Source organism: Micromonospora sp. NBC_01740 (assembly GCF_035920365.1).
Taxonomy (GTDB): domain Bacteria; phylum Actinomycetota; class Actinomycetes; order Mycobacteriales; family Micromonosporaceae; genus Micromonospora; species Micromonospora reichwaldensis.
In genome coordinates this window covers 1,432,243-1,450,908 of sequence record NZ_CP109150.1, presented here as the reverse complement: position 1 = coordinate 1,450,908, position 18,666 = coordinate 1,432,243, and the positions used below count along the sequence as shown (strand labels likewise).

At 71.9% G+C, this 18,666-nt stretch carries 18 protein-coding genes; 9 read left to right on the top strand and 9 right to left on the bottom strand.

Going from position 1 to position 18,666, the window contains the following annotated elements; translation table 11 throughout:
* Positions 1-19: 19 nt before the first annotated feature.
* The 4 genes from OG989_RS06960 to OG989_RS06945 form a co-directional block, all read right to left on the bottom strand.
* Positions 20-1,537: a flotillin family protein gene (locus tag OG989_RS06960; RefSeq protein ID WP_101413437.1), complete on the bottom strand. Its 1,518-nt coding sequence runs from the start codon at positions 1,535-1,537 to the stop codon at positions 20-22.
* A gap of 28 nt (positions 1,538-1,565) precedes the next feature.
* Positions 1,566-2,087, bottom strand: coding sequence for a hypothetical protein (locus OG989_RS06955; protein WP_225852283.1), 522 nt, complete (start codon positions 2,085-2,087; stop codon positions 1,566-1,568).
* A 90-nt stretch (positions 2,088-2,177) separates the two neighbouring features.
* Positions 2,178-3,317 (bottom strand): hypothetical protein, encoded by a 1,140-nt coding sequence (locus OG989_RS06950; protein WP_327030037.1) that lies wholly within the window; start codon positions 3,315-3,317, stop codon positions 2,178-2,180.
* Positions 3,314-3,829: a SigE family RNA polymerase sigma factor gene (locus OG989_RS06945; protein ID WP_327030036.1), complete on the bottom strand. Its 516-nt coding sequence runs from the start codon at positions 3,827-3,829 to the stop codon at positions 3,314-3,316. Before OG989_RS06945 ends, OG989_RS06950 begins: the two co-directional genes overlap by 4 nt.
* A gap of 254 nt (positions 3,830-4,083) precedes the next feature.
* Here OG989_RS06945 and OG989_RS06940 point away from each other — a divergent pair, with 254 nt between their 5' ends.
* Positions 4,084-4,563 (top strand): methylated-DNA--[protein]-cysteine S-methyltransferase, encoded by a 480-nt coding sequence (locus OG989_RS06940; RefSeq protein ID WP_151455442.1) that lies wholly within the window; start codon positions 4,084-4,086, stop codon positions 4,561-4,563.
* 26 nt (positions 4,564-4,589) lie between these two features.
* On the opposite strand, the gene OG989_RS06935 is transcribed toward OG989_RS06940, so the two are convergent.
* From OG989_RS06935 to OG989_RS06925, 3 genes are all read right to left on the bottom strand, one after another.
* Positions 4,590-5,324 (bottom strand): hypothetical protein, encoded by a 735-nt coding sequence (locus tag OG989_RS06935; RefSeq protein ID WP_327030035.1) that lies wholly within the window; start codon positions 5,322-5,324, stop codon positions 4,590-4,592.
* 143 nt (positions 5,325-5,467) lie between these two features.
* A complete protein-coding gene (locus tag OG989_RS06930; protein WP_089002814.1) occupies positions 5,468-6,547 on the bottom strand; it encodes an inositol-3-phosphate synthase in 1,080 nt (359 codons plus the stop codon).
* A 23-nt stretch (positions 6,548-6,570) separates the two neighbouring features.
* Positions 6,571-7,209 (bottom strand): PadR family transcriptional regulator, encoded by a 639-nt coding sequence (locus tag OG989_RS06925; RefSeq protein WP_121397428.1) that lies wholly within the window; start codon positions 7,207-7,209, stop codon positions 6,571-6,573.
* Between the two features lie 174 nt (positions 7,210-7,383).
* Here OG989_RS06925 and OG989_RS06920 point away from each other — a divergent pair, with 174 nt between their 5' ends.
* From OG989_RS06920 to OG989_RS06905, 4 genes are all read left to right on the top strand, one after another.
* Positions 7,384-7,851 (top strand): DUF5318 domain-containing protein, encoded by a 468-nt coding sequence (locus OG989_RS06920; protein WP_132235496.1) that lies wholly within the window; start codon positions 7,384-7,386, stop codon positions 7,849-7,851.
* A gap of 197 nt (positions 7,852-8,048) precedes the next feature.
* Positions 8,049-10,997 carry a transglycosylase domain-containing protein gene (locus tag OG989_RS06915; RefSeq protein WP_327030034.1) on the top strand — a complete coding sequence of 983 codons (2,949 nt, stop codon included), beginning with the start codon at positions 8,049-8,051 and terminating at the stop codon, positions 10,995-10,997.
* Positions 10,998-11,114: 117 nt separating this feature from the next.
* Positions 11,115-12,674, top strand: coding sequence for a glycosyltransferase family 87 protein (locus OG989_RS06910; RefSeq protein WP_327030033.1), 1,560 nt, complete (start codon positions 11,115-11,117; stop codon positions 12,672-12,674).
* Between the two features lie 45 nt (positions 12,675-12,719).
* Positions 12,720-13,046, top strand: a complete 327-nt coding sequence (locus tag OG989_RS06905; protein ID WP_151456171.1) for a hypothetical protein — start codon at positions 12,720-12,722, stop codon at positions 13,044-13,046.
* Between the two features lie 12 nt (positions 13,047-13,058).
* Here the strand turns inward: OG989_RS06905 and OG989_RS06900 are convergent, their stop codons facing one another.
* Together OG989_RS06900 and OG989_RS06895 are read right to left on the bottom strand one after the other, a co-directional pair.
* Positions 13,059-15,386, bottom strand: a complete 2,328-nt coding sequence (locus tag OG989_RS06900) for a hypothetical protein (RefSeq protein ID WP_327030032.1) — start codon at positions 15,384-15,386, stop codon at positions 13,059-13,061.
* The gene (locus tag OG989_RS06895; RefSeq protein WP_151456172.1) at positions 15,383-16,174 is read right to left on the bottom strand and encodes a deoxyribonuclease IV; all 792 of its coding nucleotides are present in this window, start codon (positions 16,172-16,174) and stop codon (positions 15,383-15,385) included. The genes OG989_RS06900 and OG989_RS06895 overlap by 4 nt, the downstream gene beginning before the upstream one ends.
* A gap of 639 nt (positions 16,175-16,813) precedes the next feature.
* On the opposite strand from OG989_RS06895, the gene rpsF reads away from it, so the two are divergent.
* From rpsF to rplI, 4 genes are all read left to right on the top strand, one after another.
* Positions 16,814-17,104: a 30S ribosomal protein S6 gene (gene rpsF / locus OG989_RS06890; RefSeq protein WP_121397433.1), complete on the top strand. Its 291-nt coding sequence runs from the start codon at positions 16,814-16,816 to the stop codon at positions 17,102-17,104.
* A gap of 81 nt (positions 17,105-17,185) precedes the next feature.
* Entirely contained in the window at positions 17,186-17,725 is a 540-nt protein-coding gene (locus OG989_RS06885) for a single-stranded DNA-binding protein (protein ID WP_199729229.1), read from the top strand.
* Positions 17,726-17,766: 41 nt separating this feature from the next.
* Positions 17,767-18,006, top strand: coding sequence for a 30S ribosomal protein S18 (gene rpsR, locus OG989_RS06880; RefSeq protein ID WP_007073789.1), 240 nt, complete (start codon positions 17,767-17,769; stop codon positions 18,004-18,006).
* A 14-nt stretch (positions 18,007-18,020) separates the two neighbouring features.
* Positions 18,021-18,467, top strand: a complete 447-nt coding sequence (rplI, locus tag OG989_RS06875) for a 50S ribosomal protein L9 (protein WP_151456174.1) — start codon at positions 18,021-18,023, stop codon at positions 18,465-18,467.
* Positions 18,468-18,666 lie beyond the last annotated feature (199 nt).

Below are 18,666 nucleotides of genomic sequence, written 5' to 3'. Positions count from 1 at the left end.
CGACCGCTGCCGGATCGCGTCAGCGGGTCTCGACCGCCGTGCCGTCGACGGGCGGCTTGCCGTTGCCGGTGGTCGCCGCCGCTGAGCCGAGCTTGCCAAGCAGGCCGGCCAGGTCGATGCCGGTCAGGTCGCTGCCGAGCTGGAGCCCCTGGGCCACGTTGCCCGCCACCGACTTGGTCAGCGACGAGGCGCCGTCGGTGGAGATGACGGTCATCTTGTCGATCGCGCCGATCGGGGCGCTGGCCGCCTCGACGACCTGCGGCAGCACCTTGACCAGCAGGTCCAGCACGGCGGCTTCGCCGTACGCCGCGAAGGCCTCGGCCTTGCGGGCCATCGCGTCGGCCTCGGCCTGCCCCTTGGCCAGGATGGCCGCGGCCTCGGCCGCACCCTCCCGCTCGACCGCCTCGGCGATTGCGGAGCGGCGGCGCTGCTCGGCCTCACCCTCCTTGGCGCCTTCGATGGCGTTGGCCTCGGCCAGCGCGGCCCGGCGGGCCCGCTCGCCCTCACCGGTGAGCCGGGCCTGCTCGGCGGCGGCCTGGGCGGCGGCGATGACGGCCTGGCGCTGCGCGTCGGCGTTCAGTACGGCCGCGTTGCGGGACGCCTCGGCCTCCTGCTCCACCTTGTACCGGGCGGCGTCGGCCGGCTTGCGCACCTCCGTGTCGAGCTGACGCTGCTTGAGCTCGGCGTTGCGCTCGGCGACCTTCTGCTGCTCGGAGAGGATCGCCTGGTCCCGCTCGGCCTGGGCGAGCGGCCCGGCGGCGGCGGACTTCGCCTTGGCCGCGTCGATCTCCGCCTGGATGGCGGCCTGCTTCAGCGACAGGTTCCGGTTGGCCTCGGCGATGGCCTCCTCGGCGAGCAGCCGCTCCTGCTCGGCCTGCTGCCGGGCCCGCGCCTCGGCGATGGCCGCGTCCTTGAGCACCCGGGCCGCCTCCGGCCGACCCAGGTCCTGGAGGTAGGAGCCCTCGGCCAGGATGTCCTGGAGCTGGAAGGTGTCCAGCACCAGGCCCTGGTTGGTCATCGAGTGCTCGGCCTCCTCGGCGACCGCGCTGGCGAACGCCGCCCGGTCCCGGATGACCTCCTCGACGGTGAGCCGGCCGACGATCGAGCGCAGCGCGCCGGCCAGCACCTCGCGGGTGAAGTCCTCGATCTCGTCCTGCTGGTGCAGGAAGCGCTGCGCGGCGGCGCGGATGGCGTCCTCGGTGCCGCCGACCTTGACGATCGCGACGCCGTGCAGGTCGGCACGGATGCCCTGCTTGCTGACCGCGCCCTTGATGCCGACGTCGATCCGCCGGCTGGACAGGTCGAGCGACTGGAGCTTCTGCACCACGGGCAGGACGAAGACGGACGCGCCGAGCACGACCTTCTGCCCGGAGTTGTCGGTCGACCGGCCGCCGTCGGCGGTCTGCGTGGTGCGGCCCTTGCGGCCGGTGACGATGAACGCCTCGTTCGGCCCGGCCACCTTGATGCGGGAGAGCACGAAGAGCACGAGCACGAGGACGAGGAGGACCGCGCCGCCGATGGCGATGAGAAGGGGCATGTGACCGTCCTGTTTTCTATGAGGGGGTTCAGTAGGTCTCGACGTGCACGCTGGTCTCGCTGAGCGCCTCGACCACGAAGATCTGGGCGCCGACCGGGATCGGCCGGTCGGCGCGGGCGTTGAGCTTGACCGGCTGGCCGGCCACCCGGACCCGGACCTCGCCGTAGCCGTCGGCGGGCACGGGGGTGACCACCAGGCCGAGCGCGCCGACCAGGTGGTGGCGGGTGGGGGTGGGGTCGGTGCGCATGTCGCGGGCCGCCCGGCTCAGCCGGGCCGCGGCCCAGGCGGTGGGCACGGCCGCGACGACGCCGCCGGCCAGGGCCACGGCGATCATGCCGGGCGTACGCCCACCGACCAGCTCGTTGACGATCGCGGCGCCGAAGCCGAGCGCTCCGGTGAACCCGGCGACCGCCTCCACCGACACCGGACCGTCGAAGTCCGGGTTGCCGAAGTGGAGCAGCTCGCCGCCGAGCAGGGCGAGCGCCAGTACCGCGACGCCCGCGCCGCCGATGATGAGGAAGATCAGCGTCCCCGTGGCCACGGCCTGCACGGTATCGGTGCCCCGCAACGTCGGCCGGGACGCCGGCGGCTCAGCAGGGCCGCGACGTGGGCCGTTCAGCCGGGCGCGACGTGGGGCCGCTCAGCGGGGCGCGATCGCGAGGGTCAGGTTGACCTCCAGCGACGCGGGGAGGGCCTGCCGCGCCAGTTCCCGACCGTCGAGGTCGACCAGCACCATCTCGGCCGTCCAGCCGGCGCGGTGCAGCAGCCGGTCGTCGGCGACCCAGACGGCGTCCTCGGCGGGAGCCGGGCCGATCACCCGCCCGGTCGCCACCTCCGCCAGCTTCGGGCCGTCCTGGCCCTTGACGACCACGAGCCGCCCGTCCGGCGACCACGACCAGGGGCCGGCGGGGTCGCCCGGGACGGGCACGAACCGGGTCGGCCGGCCGTTCGTGGCGGAGAAGAACTGCACGCCCCGGCGCGCGTGCGGCCGGGACTCGGAGCGCGGGGCACCGGGATCGGTCTGCTGGAGCGCGACCTCCCGGCCGTCCCGGCTCCAGGTGAAGAAGCAGCGGTCGGTGCAGAAGTACCGGTCGGTGTCCACCGGGAAGGTGCGGTAGGCGCCGGTGGCCGCGTCGAGCACGCCGAGGGAGAAGCTGGCGCTCTCCTTGTCCAGCAGGGTCAGCGCCAACCGCCGCCCGTCCGGCGACCAGTGCGGGGTCATGATGTGGCTGCCGGTGCGGATCCAGCGGACCGTCCCCTGGCCCAGGTCGAGCAGGCCGATCCGGCCGGCGCGTTCGTAGTCGACGACGGCGGCGGTCCCGCCACGGGGCGCGGCCCACGTCTCCTCGTACCGGCGGTCGGCGGCGACGTACCGGCCGCTCTCGCGGTCCAGGGCGTACCCCTGCACGGCGGGAGTGCCGGTGGAGGTGGCGCCGGTCAGCACCCAGCCGCCGGGCAGCGTCACGACCACCCGCGTCCAGTCGCCGGTCGGCGCGGGGACGACGGACATCGTGCGCGGGGCGGCCGACACCGTCGCCACCGGGGTGACGACCGGTGCCCAGGTGGCGGTGTCCGGGGGTGCGCCGGGTCGCAGCCAGGCGTACGGCCCGACGAGGGCGACCAGCGCCGCTAGGGCGCCTCCGGCGGCGGTCGTGCGGCGACGGCGACGCAGCCGTCGGCCCCGGCGCAGGGCCCGGTCGGCGAGGTCGGGCGCCGCCCGGGCCTCGGCCGCGATCTCCCGTACGGCGGAACGCAGGACGTCCTCCCCGGAGCCGTTCATCGGACCTCCTCCGTGACGCTGTCGTCGAGGACGGGTACCAGTTGCCGCAGCCTGGCCAGTGCCTTCGAGGTCTGGCTGGCGACCGTGCCGGCCCGGCAGCCGAGCAGCGCGGCGGTCTGCTCGACGCTGAGGTCCTCCAGGTAGCGCAGGGTCAGCACGGCGCGTTGCCGGGGCGGCAGCGACAGCAACGCGTCGCGCAGCAGCATCCGCAGGTCGGCGTCCTGACCGCTGTCCCGGCTGCCCACCCGCTCGGGCAGCACCGCGACCGGCACCTCGGGCCGCCGGGACCGGCGCCGCCATCCGGAGACCTGGTCGTGGTAGAGGATCCGCCGCACGTACGGCTCGGCGTCGCCGCGGATCCGGGGCCACCGGGCGTACGCCTTGGCCAGCGCGTTCTGCAGCAGGTCCTCGGCGCCGCGCTGGTCGCCGGCCAGGGCGTATGCGATGCGCAGCAGGACGTTTCCCCGTTCGTTGACGAACGCGGTGAACTCCCCGTCGGTCCCTTCGGTCACCGCCCACCTCCGGTAGCTCTGACGCTCCCCGGCGTCCGAACTTTGCCGTCGCCCGCAATCCAGATGTTGACAAGATCCGGATCGGGCGCCGATCTCGACATCGACGAGAAGGAGCCACCCTTGTCCTCGGCAACCCCTGACCACCGTCGGCAGCTGACCGGCCCGGCCGCCTCTCGTCGGCGACCCGGATGCCCGGCGGCCCGTCCGGCGGCTCGGGCGGGAGGCACTGTCGGGGCACCGGGGACAATGGGGAGATGCGCTGGACCGTGCTCGACTCCCCGATCGGCGAGTTCTCCGTCGCCACCGACGGCACCCACGTGTGCCGGGCCCACTTCGGCCGGGTCGACGCAGCGACCGAGGAGCCGGGCGACGAGGCGGCCCGACAGGCGCTGGCGGAGCTGCGGGCGTACTTTGCGGGCGAGCTGACCGGGTTCGCGGTGCCGCTGGCCGCGCCGGGCGGGTCCGACTTCGAACGGGGCGTCTGGCGGGAGATGACCCGCATCCCGTACGGGGAGACGCTCACCTACGGCGAGGTGGCCCGCCGGCTCGGCGACCCGGGTGCCGCCCGCGCGGTCGGGGTGGCCTGCAACCGCAACCCGATCCCGGTGCTCGTGCCGTGCCACCGGATCGTCGGTGCCGGCGGCAAGCTGGTCGGTTTCGGCGGCGGCCTGGACCGGAAGGTGAAGCTGCTGGAGCTGGAGGCCGGGGTCGCCCTGCGCCGCGCCTGGTCCTGACGCGGTCCCGCCCGCACCCGCCCGGTTCAGCTCGGGGCGGGCAGACAGCCGCCGTCGGCGATGCGGGTGCCGATCTCCACCGTGACGTCGCCCGCCCGGACGCTGCCGAAGACGCACGCCCGGCCGGTCCAGCCCGCGAAGACCAGCCCGTCGACGGGGCCGAGGTCGAGCCGACCCGGTGGCCGCACGGTGACCCCGGTCAGCCCCGTCGCCACGATCGCCCGCCGGACGGCCTCCTGCCCGGGCTCGTCCCGGCCGCCGGCGGTCAGCAGCTTGAGGCTCTTCCTGACGTCCGCAGCGCAGGCCCGGGCGCCGCTGGCCGCCTCCTCGCCGAGCGTCCCACGCTGCCGGAAGGCGTCGTTGGCCGCCTGCTGGCGGCGGAACTCCTCCGCGCGGCGCTGCTCGTCGGTCAGCGGCTGTCGGGTGCCGGGTGGACGCGACGTGACGGCCGGGACCCCGCCACCGGACGGGGCGACCTGCCCGGGGCGCGCGACCGGCGTGCCCGCCCTGACGCAGTCGGCCTCGGGCGGCGCTGGGGAGGTGACTGGGCGGGCCGAGCCGACGCCGCCGTCCGGTGCCGTGCTGGCTGCCGGTGCCGTGCCACCGGCTGTCGTGGTGCCGTCGGCCGGTGCCACGCCGCCGGCCGGCGCGCTGGTCGGGTCGGATCCCGGTGCCGCGCAGCCGACGAGGACCGGAAGGAGCACCGCGACGGCGAAAGCCCCGACGACCCGTCGCGCGCCGCCATGAGGGAGGGACGTCACGTCGGTCAGCGTAACGGCGCGTCGCCGTCCCTTCGACCCCGTGTGCGGCCGGTGGCCGTTGCGCGTACGGCTGCGGAAGGGCTGGACGCGGCGAGGGCCGGGTCCGTGCGGACCCGGCCCTCGATGGTGCTGGTGTCGGCGCGTCAGCGCTCGGCGTCACCGGCGATGAACGCCTCGACGGCGGCGTGCGCGTCGTGGTCGGCGTACTGCACCGGCGGGGACTTCATGAAGTACGACGAGGCCGACAGGATCGGGCCGCCGATCTTCCGGTCCAGCGCGATCTTCGCGGCGCGGACGGCGTCGATGATGACACCGGCCGAGTTCGGCGAGTCCCACACCTCGAGCTTGAGCTCGGCGTTCAGCGGGGTGTCGCCGAAGGAGCGGCCCTCCAGGCGGATGTACGCCCACTTGCGGTCGTCCAGCCACGGCACGTGGTCCGACGGGCCGATGTGCACGTCGCTCTTGCTCATCTCGTGCGGGATCTGCGAGGTGACCGACTGGGTCTTCGAGATCTTCTTCGAGACCAGGCGGTTGCGCTCCAGCATGTTCATGAAGTCCATGTTGCCGCCGAAGTTGAGCTGGTACGTGCGCAGCAGCTCGACGCCCCGGTCCTCGAACAGCTTCGCCAGCGCGCGGTGCACGATGGTGGCGCCGACCTGGCTCTTGATGTCGTCGCCGACGATCGGCAGGCCCGCGTCCTCGAACTTCTTGGCCCACTCCGGGTCGGAGGCGATGAAGACCGGGAGCGCGTTGACGAACGCGCAACCGGCGTCGATCGCGGCCTGGGCGTAGAACTTGTCGGCCTGCTCGGAACCGACCGGCAGGTACGAGACCACGACGTCGACCTGCGCGTCGCGCAGCGCCTGGGCGACGTCGACCGGCTTGGCGTCGGACTCCTCGACGATCTCGCGGTAGTACTGGCCCAGACCGTCGAAGGTCGGACCGCGCTGCACGGTGACGCCGGTCGGCGGCACGTCGCAGAGCTTGATGGTGTTGTTCTCGCTGGCGACGATCGCCTCGGCGAGGTCCATGCCCACCTTCTTGGCGTCCACGTCGAACGCCGCGACGAACTGCACGTCCGAAACGTGGTAATCGCCGAAGGTGACGTGCATGAGACCCGGGACGCGGTCGTTCGGGTCGGCGTTCCGGTAGTACTCCACGCCCTGTACGAGGGACGAGGCGCAGTTACCCACACCGACGATGGCGACGCGGACGGAGCCCATAGCGTCTGCCTCCTTCTTCTTCATCACGGCCGCTCTTTCCTGGACTCTCCAGGCGGAGGCGGGCTGTTGTCTTCTCGTCGGCCGCCGGCCGTCCCGGTTGACGGGACCGTCGGGGCACGGCCGGAGCGCTCGTTGGCGATGAGCTCCTCCAGCCAGCGGACCTCGCGCTCACAGGCGTCCAGGCCGTGGCGCTGCAGTTCCAGCGTGTAGGCGTCGAGCCGCTCGGCCGCCCTGCCGAGCACGTCGCGAAGCCCTTCACGGCGTTCCTCGATCTTTCGCCGGCGACCCTCGAGGATGCGGAGCCGGGTCGCCTGGTCGGTCCGGGCGAAGAACGCGAAGTGCACGCCGAAACCCGTGTCGTCGTACGTCTCCGGCCCGGTCTGCGCGATCAGTTGGGCGAAGCGTTCCTTGCCCTCCGCCGTGATCTCGTAGACCACCCGACCTCGTCGGCTGGTCAGCGCGGGAACCTCCTCGACCGTGGCGGGTGCCTCCGCGGCCTCGGTGATCCATCCCGCCGCCTGCAACCTGCGCAGCGTGGGATAGAGCGAGCCGTAGCTGATCGCCGCCCTGATCGCACCGAGCTTGGCGGTCAGCTCCTTGCGCAGCTCGTAGCCGTGCATCGGAGACTCCTGCAGGAGGCCGAGGATGGCGAGCTCGAGCACGGGCCATCCTCTCTGTACCCTCTACGCGGAGCGGTAACCGCCGCGATGTATCGGACCGATACATCGCACGCTAGCGGATCGCCGTGATCAGGGCAAACCCCCGCTCCGAGGTTCTCCGGTCACGCATCGTCACCGTGGTCGCCCCGTCCGACGAGACCGCGTACCCTTCTCCGCATGCGTACGCAGCGCCAGGTAGTCGACTACTCGCTCCGGAAGCGAGCGGTGCTGCGTGAGCTCCTCGCGGGCCGGGTCGGCACGTACGACGTCTGCGACGCCTCGCCCTACCTGAAGAACGCCGCCCGCTTCCACGGGGAGCCGACCGACGAGCGGTGTCCGATCTGCCGGAGCGAGAACCTGACCCACGTCCACTACATTTACGGCGACGAACTCAAGCAGTCAGCCGGCCAGGCCCGGACACTGGCCGAGTTGCCGGTGCTGGCGATGACGGTGCGTGAGTTCCAGGTCTTCGTGGTGGAGGTGTGCCTCGGCTGTGACTGGAACCATCTCGTCGAGCAGTACCTGCTCGGCCGGGACGGCCTGACCGGGAGTCCGGAGGGTGGGCAGGAGCAGGACGCGGTGGGCGGCGCGGCCGCCTCGGGTAACGGTGCGGGCAGTCGACGGAGGCGAGAGGCGCAACGGTGATCTTCGCTCGATCGGCCGACCCCGGCCAGCGCACGCACGCCTGGGGAGACCGACGGATCGTTGGTCTGATTGGCCCGATTGATTCGCAAGTGGCACCTGTCGACCGGCACGCACGTGCCGCCCTCGACAGGTGTCCCATCTCACGGCAAACCGGTGGCGGCGCAGTCGCGTCCCACCGCGACGGCAGGGTGTGAGGAATGAACTCGTACGGCGATTCCAGTTCCCCGCGCGGGCGGGCCCAGATTCCGGGCCAGCACGGCGACCCCGGCGGTGACGCCTCCGGGGGCGGCTGGTCGGCTGCACAGGACGGTACGGCACCCGCGGGCCGCGCCTCGGTCGCGCCCCGCGCCGCCGGCGGGCGGGCCTCGGTCGGCGGCTCGGCCGCCGTTCCGCCGCGCGGCGGTTCCGTTCCCGGTTCGGCGTCCGCAGCCGTTCCGCCGCGCGCCGGAACAGCCTCGGTGGGCTCCGCCTCGGTGGGTTCGGCCTCGGTCGGTCGGGCGGCGCCCGGCCGGGCCGTGCCGGTCTCGCCTGCGCCCGGCGTCGGCCGGGCGGCGGGCTCGGGTCGCGCTTCGGTGCCGGTCTCCCCGGCCGGCGGGCCGGCAGGTCGCGCCTCGGTGGGCTCCGCCGCCGTCGGCGCCGCCCCGGCCGGACGGGCCAGCGTCGGATCGGCGGCGGTCGGCGGCGTCAGCGGCCGCGCCTCGGCCCGGGCGAGCGTCTCGCCGGCCGCAGGCGGCCCGGGTGGGCCCGGCGGGCCGACCGGCCCCGGTCGGCGCGGGCGCGGCGCGGGCAACCCGGCCGGTGCGTCGCGGGCGAAGAAGCGCAAGCGGGTCAACATGCTGATCGCCGCCTTCGCCGTGTTCATCATGCTCGCCGGGCTCGGCGTCGTCGGCTTCACCTACTACTCGACCAACGTGGTCCTTCCGGAGGACACCACGCCGCCGCAGGCGACCACCCTCTACGCGTCCGACAACAAGACGATCATCGCGAAGGTCGGCACGCAGAACCGGACCCTGGTCACCATCGACCAGATCCCGAAGTGGGTGCAGGACGCCGTCGCCGCGGCCGAGGACCGCAACTTCTACGAGCACTCGGGTGTGGACTACAAGGGCATCGTCCGGGCCGCGTGGAACAACGTCTCCGGCGGCAGCAAGCAGGGCGCCTCGACGATCACCCAGCAGTACGCGCGCAACGCGTTCGACAACCTGAAGGACGACACCTACGCCCGGAAGGTCAAGGAGGCGATTCTCGCCTCCAAGCTCAACGACGAGTACACCAAGCCGCAGATCATGCAGCACTACCTGAACATCATCTACTTCGGGCGGGGCGCGCACGGCATCGAGGCGGCGGCGCAGACGTACTACGGCAAGCCGGCGAACAAGCTGAGCGTGGCCGAGGGCGCGGTCCTCGCCGCGCTGATCAAGCAGCCGGAGGCCGGCATGGGCCACAAGGGCTACGACCCGGCGGTGAACCTTGCCGAAGCCAAGTCCCGCTGGGAGTACGTGATCGGCGGCATGGTCGCCGAGGGCTGGCTGAACGCCCCGGGCAAGCCGGCGGCGCCCACCCTGGCCGAGTACCCGATGCCCAAGAAGCCGAACCAGGGCGGCGCCGGCATCGACTTCGGCGTCAACACCCCGTACGGCAACGTGATCAACTACGTCAAGCAGGAGATGCGGGACAAGGGCATCTGCGTCGACAAGGAGGAGCAGATCACCGACGCCAAGCCGCTCTGTTCCCAGGCGCTCATGTCGGGTGGCTACAAGATCCGCACCACGATCGACACGAAGATCCAGGAGGCGGCGGTCGAGACCGCCCAGCGCAGGACCAAGGGATCTGAACTCGCCGGCCAGCCGCCGAACCTGATGGCGGCGGTGGTCGCCATCGAGCCGAAGAACGGTCGCGTGCTCGCCTACTACGGCGGCGACAACGGCACCGGCACCGACTACGCCGGCAGGAACATCGACTCCTCCGGCAACCCCTACGGCGGTCACCCGCCGGGCTCGAGTTTCAAGATCTACACGCTGGCGGCGGCGCTCAAGGAGGGCAAGGCCCTCGAGTCGCGCTGGAAGGGCAAGGCCTTCACCCCGAAGGACACCAAGTTCAAGGTCAGCAACGCCGGCGTCGACAACCCGGAGTGCGGCAACTCCTGCACCCTGACGGTCTCCACCCTCAAGTCGCTGAACGTGCCGTTCTACCACGTCACCGAGGCGATCGGCCCGGACAAGGTCGTCGACATGGCGGCCAAGGCCGGGGTCAGCATGATGTGGCGGTCGGACACCGACCCGCCGAAGGGCTACGACCTCACCAAGACCGACCCGAAGGACATCGCGCCGAACCCGTTCTTCCACGTCATCGGCTACGGCCAGTACCCGATCACCGTCCTGGACCACGCCAACGGCGTCGCCACCTTCGCCAACCAGGGCCGCTACCACAAGGCCCACTTCCTCTACTCCGTCGAGAAGAGGGACGAGGCCACCGGCAAGTGGAAGAAGATCGCCGACGAGGGTTCCCTCAAGGGTGAGCAGCGCATCGACAAGGACGTCGTGGCGGACGTGACCTCGGTGCTGGAGCAGTACCCGGCGCGGGTCGACCACAAGCTCGACGACGGCCGGAAGGCCGCTTCCAAGACCGGCACCTGGGAACTCAAGGCGGACAGCGACGACAACGGCGACGCCTGGATGATCGGCTACACCCCGCAGATCGCCACCGCCGTCTGGGTCGGCAACGTCAAGGACCGCAAGCCGCTCAAGCTGAAGAACGGCAACAAGATCAGTGGCGGCAACCTGCCGGGCACCATCTGGGAACGGTTCATGGACGAGGCACACAAGGTCAAGAAATGGGAGAAGAAGGACTTCCCGCCTGCGGCGAACGTCGGCAATCCGAACACCGGCAACGGTGAGGCGCCCCCGCCCCCGCCGCCTCCGACGGGCCCGCCGAACTGCGGTCCGCTGGAGCTGCTCTGCCCGCCCGGCGGCAACAACGGCGGTGGCAATCCCCCCGGTGGCCCCGGTGGCCCCGGTGGCCCCGGTGGCCCCGGTGGCCCCGGCGGGCCCACCGCGCCCACCACCCCGACCGATCCGCGCCCCGGCCGGGACGGTGGCGGCGGCGGGCTGCTACCGAGCCTGACACCCAGACCGGACAACGACTGATCGACGAACGCCGCCGGCGGCCGGAGCACCTCTCCGGCCGCCGGCGGCGTTTCGCGTATCGACGTGTCGTGAGAGGGAGGGGACGCGGAGGCCCGATGTACGGCAGGATGCACCTTCATGAGCACGCAGTCGACGCGAGGCATCGACGACGCCGGTGCCCCTGACCATCCGTCCCGCTCCGACGGCTTCGTCCGGGGCCTCTCCGGCGCCATCGGCGGCCCGCTGGGCGACCACGCCGTCGCCCTGGACCGGCCCGCCGGGCGGGAGAACCGGTTCTGGACCGCGACCCGCATCGTCCTGGCCCTGGTCTGCCTGACCCTGGCGTTGCACTGGGTGCAGAAGTCGCCCTGCCAGGACGGCGCCTGGCAGAACAACGTGCAGTACACCCGGTTCTGCTACACCGACGTGCTGGCGCTCTACTACGCCGAGCGGCTCAACGAGGGTGCGGTGCCCTACCAGGACCACCCCGTCGAGTACCCGGTGCTCACCGGCTACTTCATGGGCGCCCTCGGCCTGCCCGTGCACGCCCTCGGCCAGAACGACCCGGGGCTCAACCAGGGCATGTGGTTCTACAACCTGAACGCGCTGGTGCTCGGCGCGCTGGCGGTCGCCACCGTGGCGATGCTCCTCGCCCTACGCCGCCGGCGACCATGGGACGCCGCGCTCTTCGCGCTCGCCCCCGCGCTGATGCTCACCGCCACGGTCAACTGGGACCTGCTCGCCATCGGCCTGGCCGCGTTCGGCCTCTTCGCCTGGGCCCGCAGCCGACCACTGGCGGCCGGCGTCCTGCTCGGTCTCGCCGGGGCGGCCAAGATGTGGCCGCTGTTCATCCTCGGCCCGATCCTGGTGCTGGGACTGCGCGCCGGGCGGCTCCGCGCCGCCCTCACCGCCCTCGGCGCGGCCCTCGTCTCCCTGGTCCTCGTGAACCTTCCGGTCGCCATTCCCTACCGGGAGAACTGGGACCGCTTCTTCGAGCTGAACTCGACCCGGCCCATCGACTGGGGCACCCTCTGGTACATCGGCCGCTACCTGGACGGAAAGTTCGGCAACGCCAACCCCGCCGACCTCGGGCCGTTCGAGTGGCTCAACGCCAACATCCCGACGCTGAACACCCTGTCGTACGCCCTCTTCGGGCTGGCCTGCCTCGGGGTGGCCGCGCTGGGGCTGCTGGCCCCGCGCCGGCCCCGGCTCGCCCAGCTCGCGTTCCTGGTGGTCGCCGCCTTCCTGATCTTCAGCAAGGTGTGGTCGCAGCAGTTCGTGCTCTGGCTGCTGCCGCTGGTGGTGCTTGCCCGCCCGAAATGGGGCGCCTTCCTCGCCTGGCAGGTGGCCGAGGTCTGCTACTTCGTGGCGTTCTACGGCGAGCTGCTCGGCGCGGCGACCAGCAAGCCGGTCTTCCCGGAGGGCGTCTTCGTGCTGGCGTCGACGCTGCGCCTGGCCACCGTCGTGGTGCTCTGCGTGCTGGTCGTCCGGGAGATCCTGAACCCCGAACTGGACGCGGTCCGCAAGACCTATCCGGACGATCCAGACGGTGGCGTGTTCAACGGCACCAGGGACGCATCCTGGGTGGCTCGCTGGCGTCGACCAGCCCCGGCCTCGCCGCAACCGACGGAGTTGGCGGCCAGCTCGGCCGCGGCCGGCGGCGGGGGCGGGGGCGGGCGGACGGTGGCCGGCGAGTGACGTCCTGATGGCGCCCTGTCGGGGGTCCCTTCCCCGTCGACCGGTGTGAGCGCCGTCGACGCGATCCTGCCCGCGCTGCTCGTCACGGTCTGGCTCGGCCTGGCCCTCGTCCGGCGGGCGTCCGGGTGGTTCTTCGGCCTGGGCGGCTGTGTCGCGCTGCTCTGCTTTCCTGCCGGAATCATCGCTGGCAGGTTCGAGCTCGGCGACACCGACTGCACACCGGGGAACCTGTGTTTCTCCGCCAACATGGTCGACTGGTGGTTGAACGGGCTGTTCGGTCTGTTCACGGTCGCGGTGTTGGCGATCCTCTCCGGTGCCCGCAAGCTCTTCGGGGGATCGGACGACCGGGAGGCTGCTGCGAGGTCAACGTGAGGGTGATGAGGGTCACAGGCGGTAGATCACGATGTTCCCTACTTCCTCGCGGGTGATGCCGAGCCCGTCGACCGGTGCGTCCACCGTGACCTCCCACGGCGTGCCGACGATGTGGTCCCGCATCAGCAGCACGTTGCGTACGCCGAGGACGCGCAGGTAGTCGACGCTGGTCTGATCGGGGAAGGCCAGCGTCACCCGGCGTACGTCGTCGAGTTGGCGCGGGGTGAAGCCGCTGCCCCCGTTGACCAGGTCCTGGAACTTGCTGGTGGACCAGAGCATCACCGGCTGGTCGAGGCTCTGGCTGCTCGGCAGCACCAGCAGCGGTCCCTCCACGGTGCGCATCGCGGCCGGCTGGGACGGCACGACCGGGTGCGGCGTGGCGTTCAGCCCCTCGCCGAGCACCAGCACCAGCGGCAGCAGAGTGGCCAGCCGCAGCCACGGGCTCGGCCAGGAGGGGATCCGCTCGGCGTAGACCTCCCGTACCCGGGTGGCGAACGCGCTGACCGCGCCCGCCGCGAGCAGCCCGAGCAGCAGCGTGGTCCAGAGCATCAGCCGGCCCGGGGTGCGGATGCCGTTCCAGCCGGGCAGGTGGTCGAACAGCGGCACGTAGGTGAAGGTGCCGTCGAAGAACCGGGTGCCCATGGCGAGCACCATCGTCACCACCACCCCGGTGAGCAGCAGCAGCCGGTGGCGCAGCTTCCACACCGAGAAGAAGAGCCCGCCGGCGGCGAGCGCGTAGAGCACGAAGCCGGGCAGCAGGGTCATCTCCGGGTGCCAGGGCAGCGCCGCCCGCGCGCCCTCGTGCAGGGCGCCCCAGACCCGCGACTCGGCGGGTGCCGTGAAGAAGCCGGCCGCCGGCGGCGAGTAGACGCCGATGTCGCCGATGGAACGCTCCGCCTGCGGGTGCGCCCCCGCCACCTTGAAGTACGGGATGGCCAGCAGGCCGCCGACACCGGCGAAGAACAGGCCGCCGACCAGGTCCGCGATCAGCAACCGGCGGCCGAACGGGCGCTTGACCGGCCGGACGACCCACCGCCGCAGGAACCAGGTGACGGCCGCGACCAGCACGGTCCCGGCGAGGAAGTACGCGAACGGCAGCCCGATGCCGAAGCCGAGACTGAGTTGCCAGGCCGCCACGAACCAGCCGGCGTAGACCCAGCCGTCGTGCCGGCGTTCGGGACGGTACCCGTGCCGCAACGACCAGCCGTGCCCCCGGGCGAGCATCGCCAACGCCAGCGGGATGCCGCCGTTGGAGATCACGTGCAGGTGCCCGGCCTGGGCCAGCAGCCACGGCGCGTACGCGAAGCTCGCCCCGGCCACCGCGGAGCCGATCCGGCCGGCGCCGAGCTGACGGGCCAGCGCGTACGCCCCGAGCATGGCGAGCGCGTGGGCCAGCACGAACATGATGTTGTAGCGGAGCACGGCGGCTTCGGGACCGGTGCCGATCATGCCCGCCGGGGCGTAGCCGAGCAGGGTGTCGGAGAAGGCGAAGCTCCAGGACTCCGGAAAGAAGGTGTTCGACTGCCACATCTGCGCCGGGTTGGTCAGCAGGATGTGCCCCGACCAGGCCATCTGCCACGCCTGGAGGCTGGGGTCCCAGTAGTCCTGCGGCAGGGTGTGTCGCGGGTAGCGCAGCGTGGGCCAGGTCAGCAGCACGGCCAACGCCAGCGAGGCGAGCGTCGCGAGCGTCCACTCGTGGATCAGCCGGCGGCCCACCGCCCGCACGGCGCGCCCGAGCCGGGAGGGCACCGGTTCGGGGGCGGACGCGAAGGCCTCCCACCGGTCCGGCTTGCCCTCCTTGTTACCCCCGTCCTGGCTCTTGCCGGCCGCCTTGGCGCCGTCCTTGCCCGCCTTGGCGTCCGTCTTGCTGGGTGCACCCGCCTTGGCGCCGTCTTTGTCGGTTCCGCCGGCCTTGGCGTCGTCCTTGTCGGTTGCGCCCGCCCTGGCGTCGTCCCTGCCCGCCTTGGTTGCGGTCTTGTCGGCCCCGCCCGCCGTGTCGTCGGTCTTACCGTTTTCCGTCTCGGTCACGCCGGTCGCGCCGGTCCCGTCGGACCCGACCGCCCCGGCGGGTGCCCCGGCCTCGGCATGGGCCGTGCCGGCACCGGGCCGGGCTCCACCGGCCTTGGGCTCGGTCGCCCCAGCCTTGGGCTCGGCTGCTCCAGCCTTGGGCTCGGCCGCCCCAGCCTTGGATCGGGCCCCTCCGGTCCTGGCGGCGGCCGGGCCGGTCGTGGCGCCGGTCGTGTCGGTCTTTCCGGCGGCTTCCGTCTTCCCGGCGGCGTCGGCCTTCTCGGCGGCGGAGTCGGGACGGGGGCTGCCGGAGGCGGACTGCTCGGTCGTCATGCCGCCGGGCTCCCCGTGCCCAGCCGGTCGCGTAGGAAGGCGATGTCGGCCCCCTGACCGTCGACCCCGCCCGGGGTCTCGACGATGACCGGTGCGCCGGCCGCGCGGATGACCGCCACCACCAGCTCCGGGTCGATCGTGCCGCCGTCGAGGTTGTCGTGCCGGTCCTGGCCGGAGTTGAACGCGCCCTTGGAGTTGTTGGCGTGCACCAGGTCGATCCGGCCGGTGATCGCCTTGACCCGGTCGACGAGCCCGAGCAGCTCCTCGCCGCCGGCGTGGGCGTGGCAGGTGTCCAGGCAGAAGCCCACCTCGTGATCGCCGACGGCGTCCCAGAGGCGGGCGAGCGCGTCGAGCCGCCGGGCGCAGGCGTTGTCACCGCCGGCGGTGTTCTCGATCAGGACGGGCACGCCGAAGCCGCCGGAGTCCGCCGCGTACGCGAAGGTCTTGCGCCAGTTGTCGAAGCCGACGGCCAGGTCGTCGCCGGCATTGACGTGCCCGCCGTGCACGATCAGCCCCTTGGCGCCGATGGCGGCGGCCGCCTGGGCGTGCCCGAGCAGCAGCTTGCGGCTGGGGATCCGGATCCGGTTGTTCAGGGTGGCGACGTTGATGACGTACGGCGCGTGCACGTAGAGGTCGACGCCCGCGGCCCGCAGCCGGTCCGCGTCCTCCCGCGGCTTCGGCGCCTTCCACCCCTGGGGGTCGGAGAGGAAGAACTGCACGGCCTCGGCCCCTCGGGCGGTCGCCTCCGCCACCGGGTCGGTCGAATCGACGTGGGCTCCGATACGCATGCACGGGAGCCTACGTCGCGTCGCCGACAGCCGGGATGACGGCGGTGGCGGACTCGCCGTTCCTCGCGTCACCTCCCAGCGGCGGCGGTCGTTGATGCGAGTGGGATCCACGGTTGCCGCAGCCGGCCCGGAACGGCCGCTGGTCGGCCCGTCCCGGAGGCGCGTCGAACCGCCCGAGAGCGGGGGCACCCCGTCGCGCGGCCCGGCGCGGCGGGGGCCCGCCCTGACGGAACCGGGCTCATCGGGAAATTTGTCGGAGAATTCCGCCATTTCCCCCGACAAGGGGCAAGAGCCGTTGTAACGTCAGGTAACAACACGATAAAGCTCCGCGGGGCGTCCCCGGTCCAACCTCATCGGTGTGGTCGTTCCTCCCCAGGTCCCACCCAAGGAATGCGGACGGGACGCCCCGCGGCCTCGTGTACGGGGGCTCGCATCGACAGCGACGTCGACGCGGGCCCCCGTCGCCTCGCCCGGTGGAAGGACCCCGCCGACCACCCCGGGCATGATCGTCGGGACCGGGTATCCTGGTCCGGTTGTCCGCGTACGGCCGGGTTCCCCCGGAACCGGCGCGGGCCACGACGCACGACCTCCTGCCACGGAAGGACCGTGGCCGCTTAGCCCACAGGAGGTGAGCACGTCTTGCGTCATTACGAAGTCATGGTGATCCTCGACCCCAGCCTCGAGGAGCGCACCGTCGCCCCGTCGCTCGACACGTACCTGAACGTGATCCGGACTGCGGGTGGCTCGGTCGAGAAGACGGACGTGTGGGGCCGCCGGCGCCTCGCGTACGAGATCAACAAGAAGGCCGAAGGCATCTACGCCGTCATCGACCTGCAGGCGACGCCCGCAGCGGTGGCCGAGCTGGACCGTCAGCTGCGGCTCAACGAGTCCGTGCTGCGCACCAAGGTCATCCGGCCGGAGATGCGCTAAAGCATTCAACCCCGGTCCACCCGGATCAGCCTCATCGGCACTGTCGGAGGGCTCTGAGAGCCTGTACGGCAGAACTGATGAGTGCGCGAGGAGATGGTCATGGCAGGAGACACCACCATCACGGTCATCGGCAACCTGACCGATGACCCCGAGTTGCGGTTCACCCCGTCCGGTGCGGCGGTCGCCAAGTTCCGGGTCGCTTCGACGCCCCGGTTCATGGACAAGGCCTCCGGCGAATGGAAGGACGGCGAGCCGCTCTTCCTGGCGTGCACCGTGTGGCGGCAGGCGGCGGAGCACGTCGCCGAGTCGCTCCAGCGGGGCGCCCGCGTGATCGTCTCGGGCCGGCTGCGTCAGCGGTCGTACGAGACGCGCGAGGGCGAGAAGCGCACCGTCATCGAGCTCGAGGTCGACGAGATCGGCCCGTCGCTGCGCTACGCCACGGCGAAGGTGCAGAAGATGTCCCGCTCCGGCGGCGGTGGCGGCGGCTTCGGTGGCGGTGGTGGTGGAGGTGGCCAGGGCGGCGGCGGAGGCAACTTCGACGACCCCTGGGCCTCGGCTGCACCGGCACCCTCGCGCGGTGGTTCGGGTGGCGGCAACTTCGACGAGGAGCCCCCGTTCTAATGGCGCCGAGCGCCCGCGATCGCAAACCAGGAGCACGAGCAATGGCCAAGGCCGCTGCACTTCGCAAACCGAAGAAGAAGGTGAACCCGCTCGACAAGGACGGGATCACCTATATCGATTACAAGGACACCGCGCTGCTGCGCAAGTTCATCTCCGACCGCGGCAAGATCCGCGCTCGGCGGGTGACCGGCGTGACCTCGCAGCAGCAGCGGCAGATCGCCCGTGCGGTCAAGAACGCCCGTGAGATGGCGCTCCTGCCGTACACGGCCACGGCCCGCTGAGAGGAGGCACCGATATGAAGATCATCCTGACTCAGGAGGTGTCCGGCCTCGGTGCCCCGGGCGACATCGTCGAGGTCAAGAACGGCTACGGCCGTAACTACCTGCTGCCGCAGGGCTTCGCGATCGCCTGGACCAAGGGTGCGGAGAAGCAGGTCACGGTCATCAAGCGGGCCCGTTCGGCCCGTGAGATCCGCGACCTCGGCCACGCCAACGAGGTCAAGGGCCAGCTCGAGGGCCTCAAGGTCAGCCTGAAGGCCCGCGCCGGCGACGGCGGTCGGCTCTTCGGCTCGGTCACCCCGGCCGAGATCGTCGACGCCGTCAAGGCCGCCGGTGGTCCGGTCCTCGACCGTCGTCGGCTGGAACTGTCCGGTCCGATCAAGTCGACCGGCTCCTACCCGGTGCAGATCAAGCTGCACCCCGAGGTGAGCGCCAAGTTCGACCTCAACGTCGTCCAGGGCTGACACCTCACCCGAGCACCACGACAGGGCCCGCACCGACCGGTGCGGGCCCTGTTCGTGTACGGCCTGCGGCGTACGCTCCCGCTCGCGCGGTCGGCCAGCTCGTCGCGGTGCGGGCCGACCAGGGCGGCGGTGCGTCAGCCACCGGCCGGCCACGCTGATCACCAGCCAGTGCCTTCGGCTAGCAGCGGCAGCATGGTCG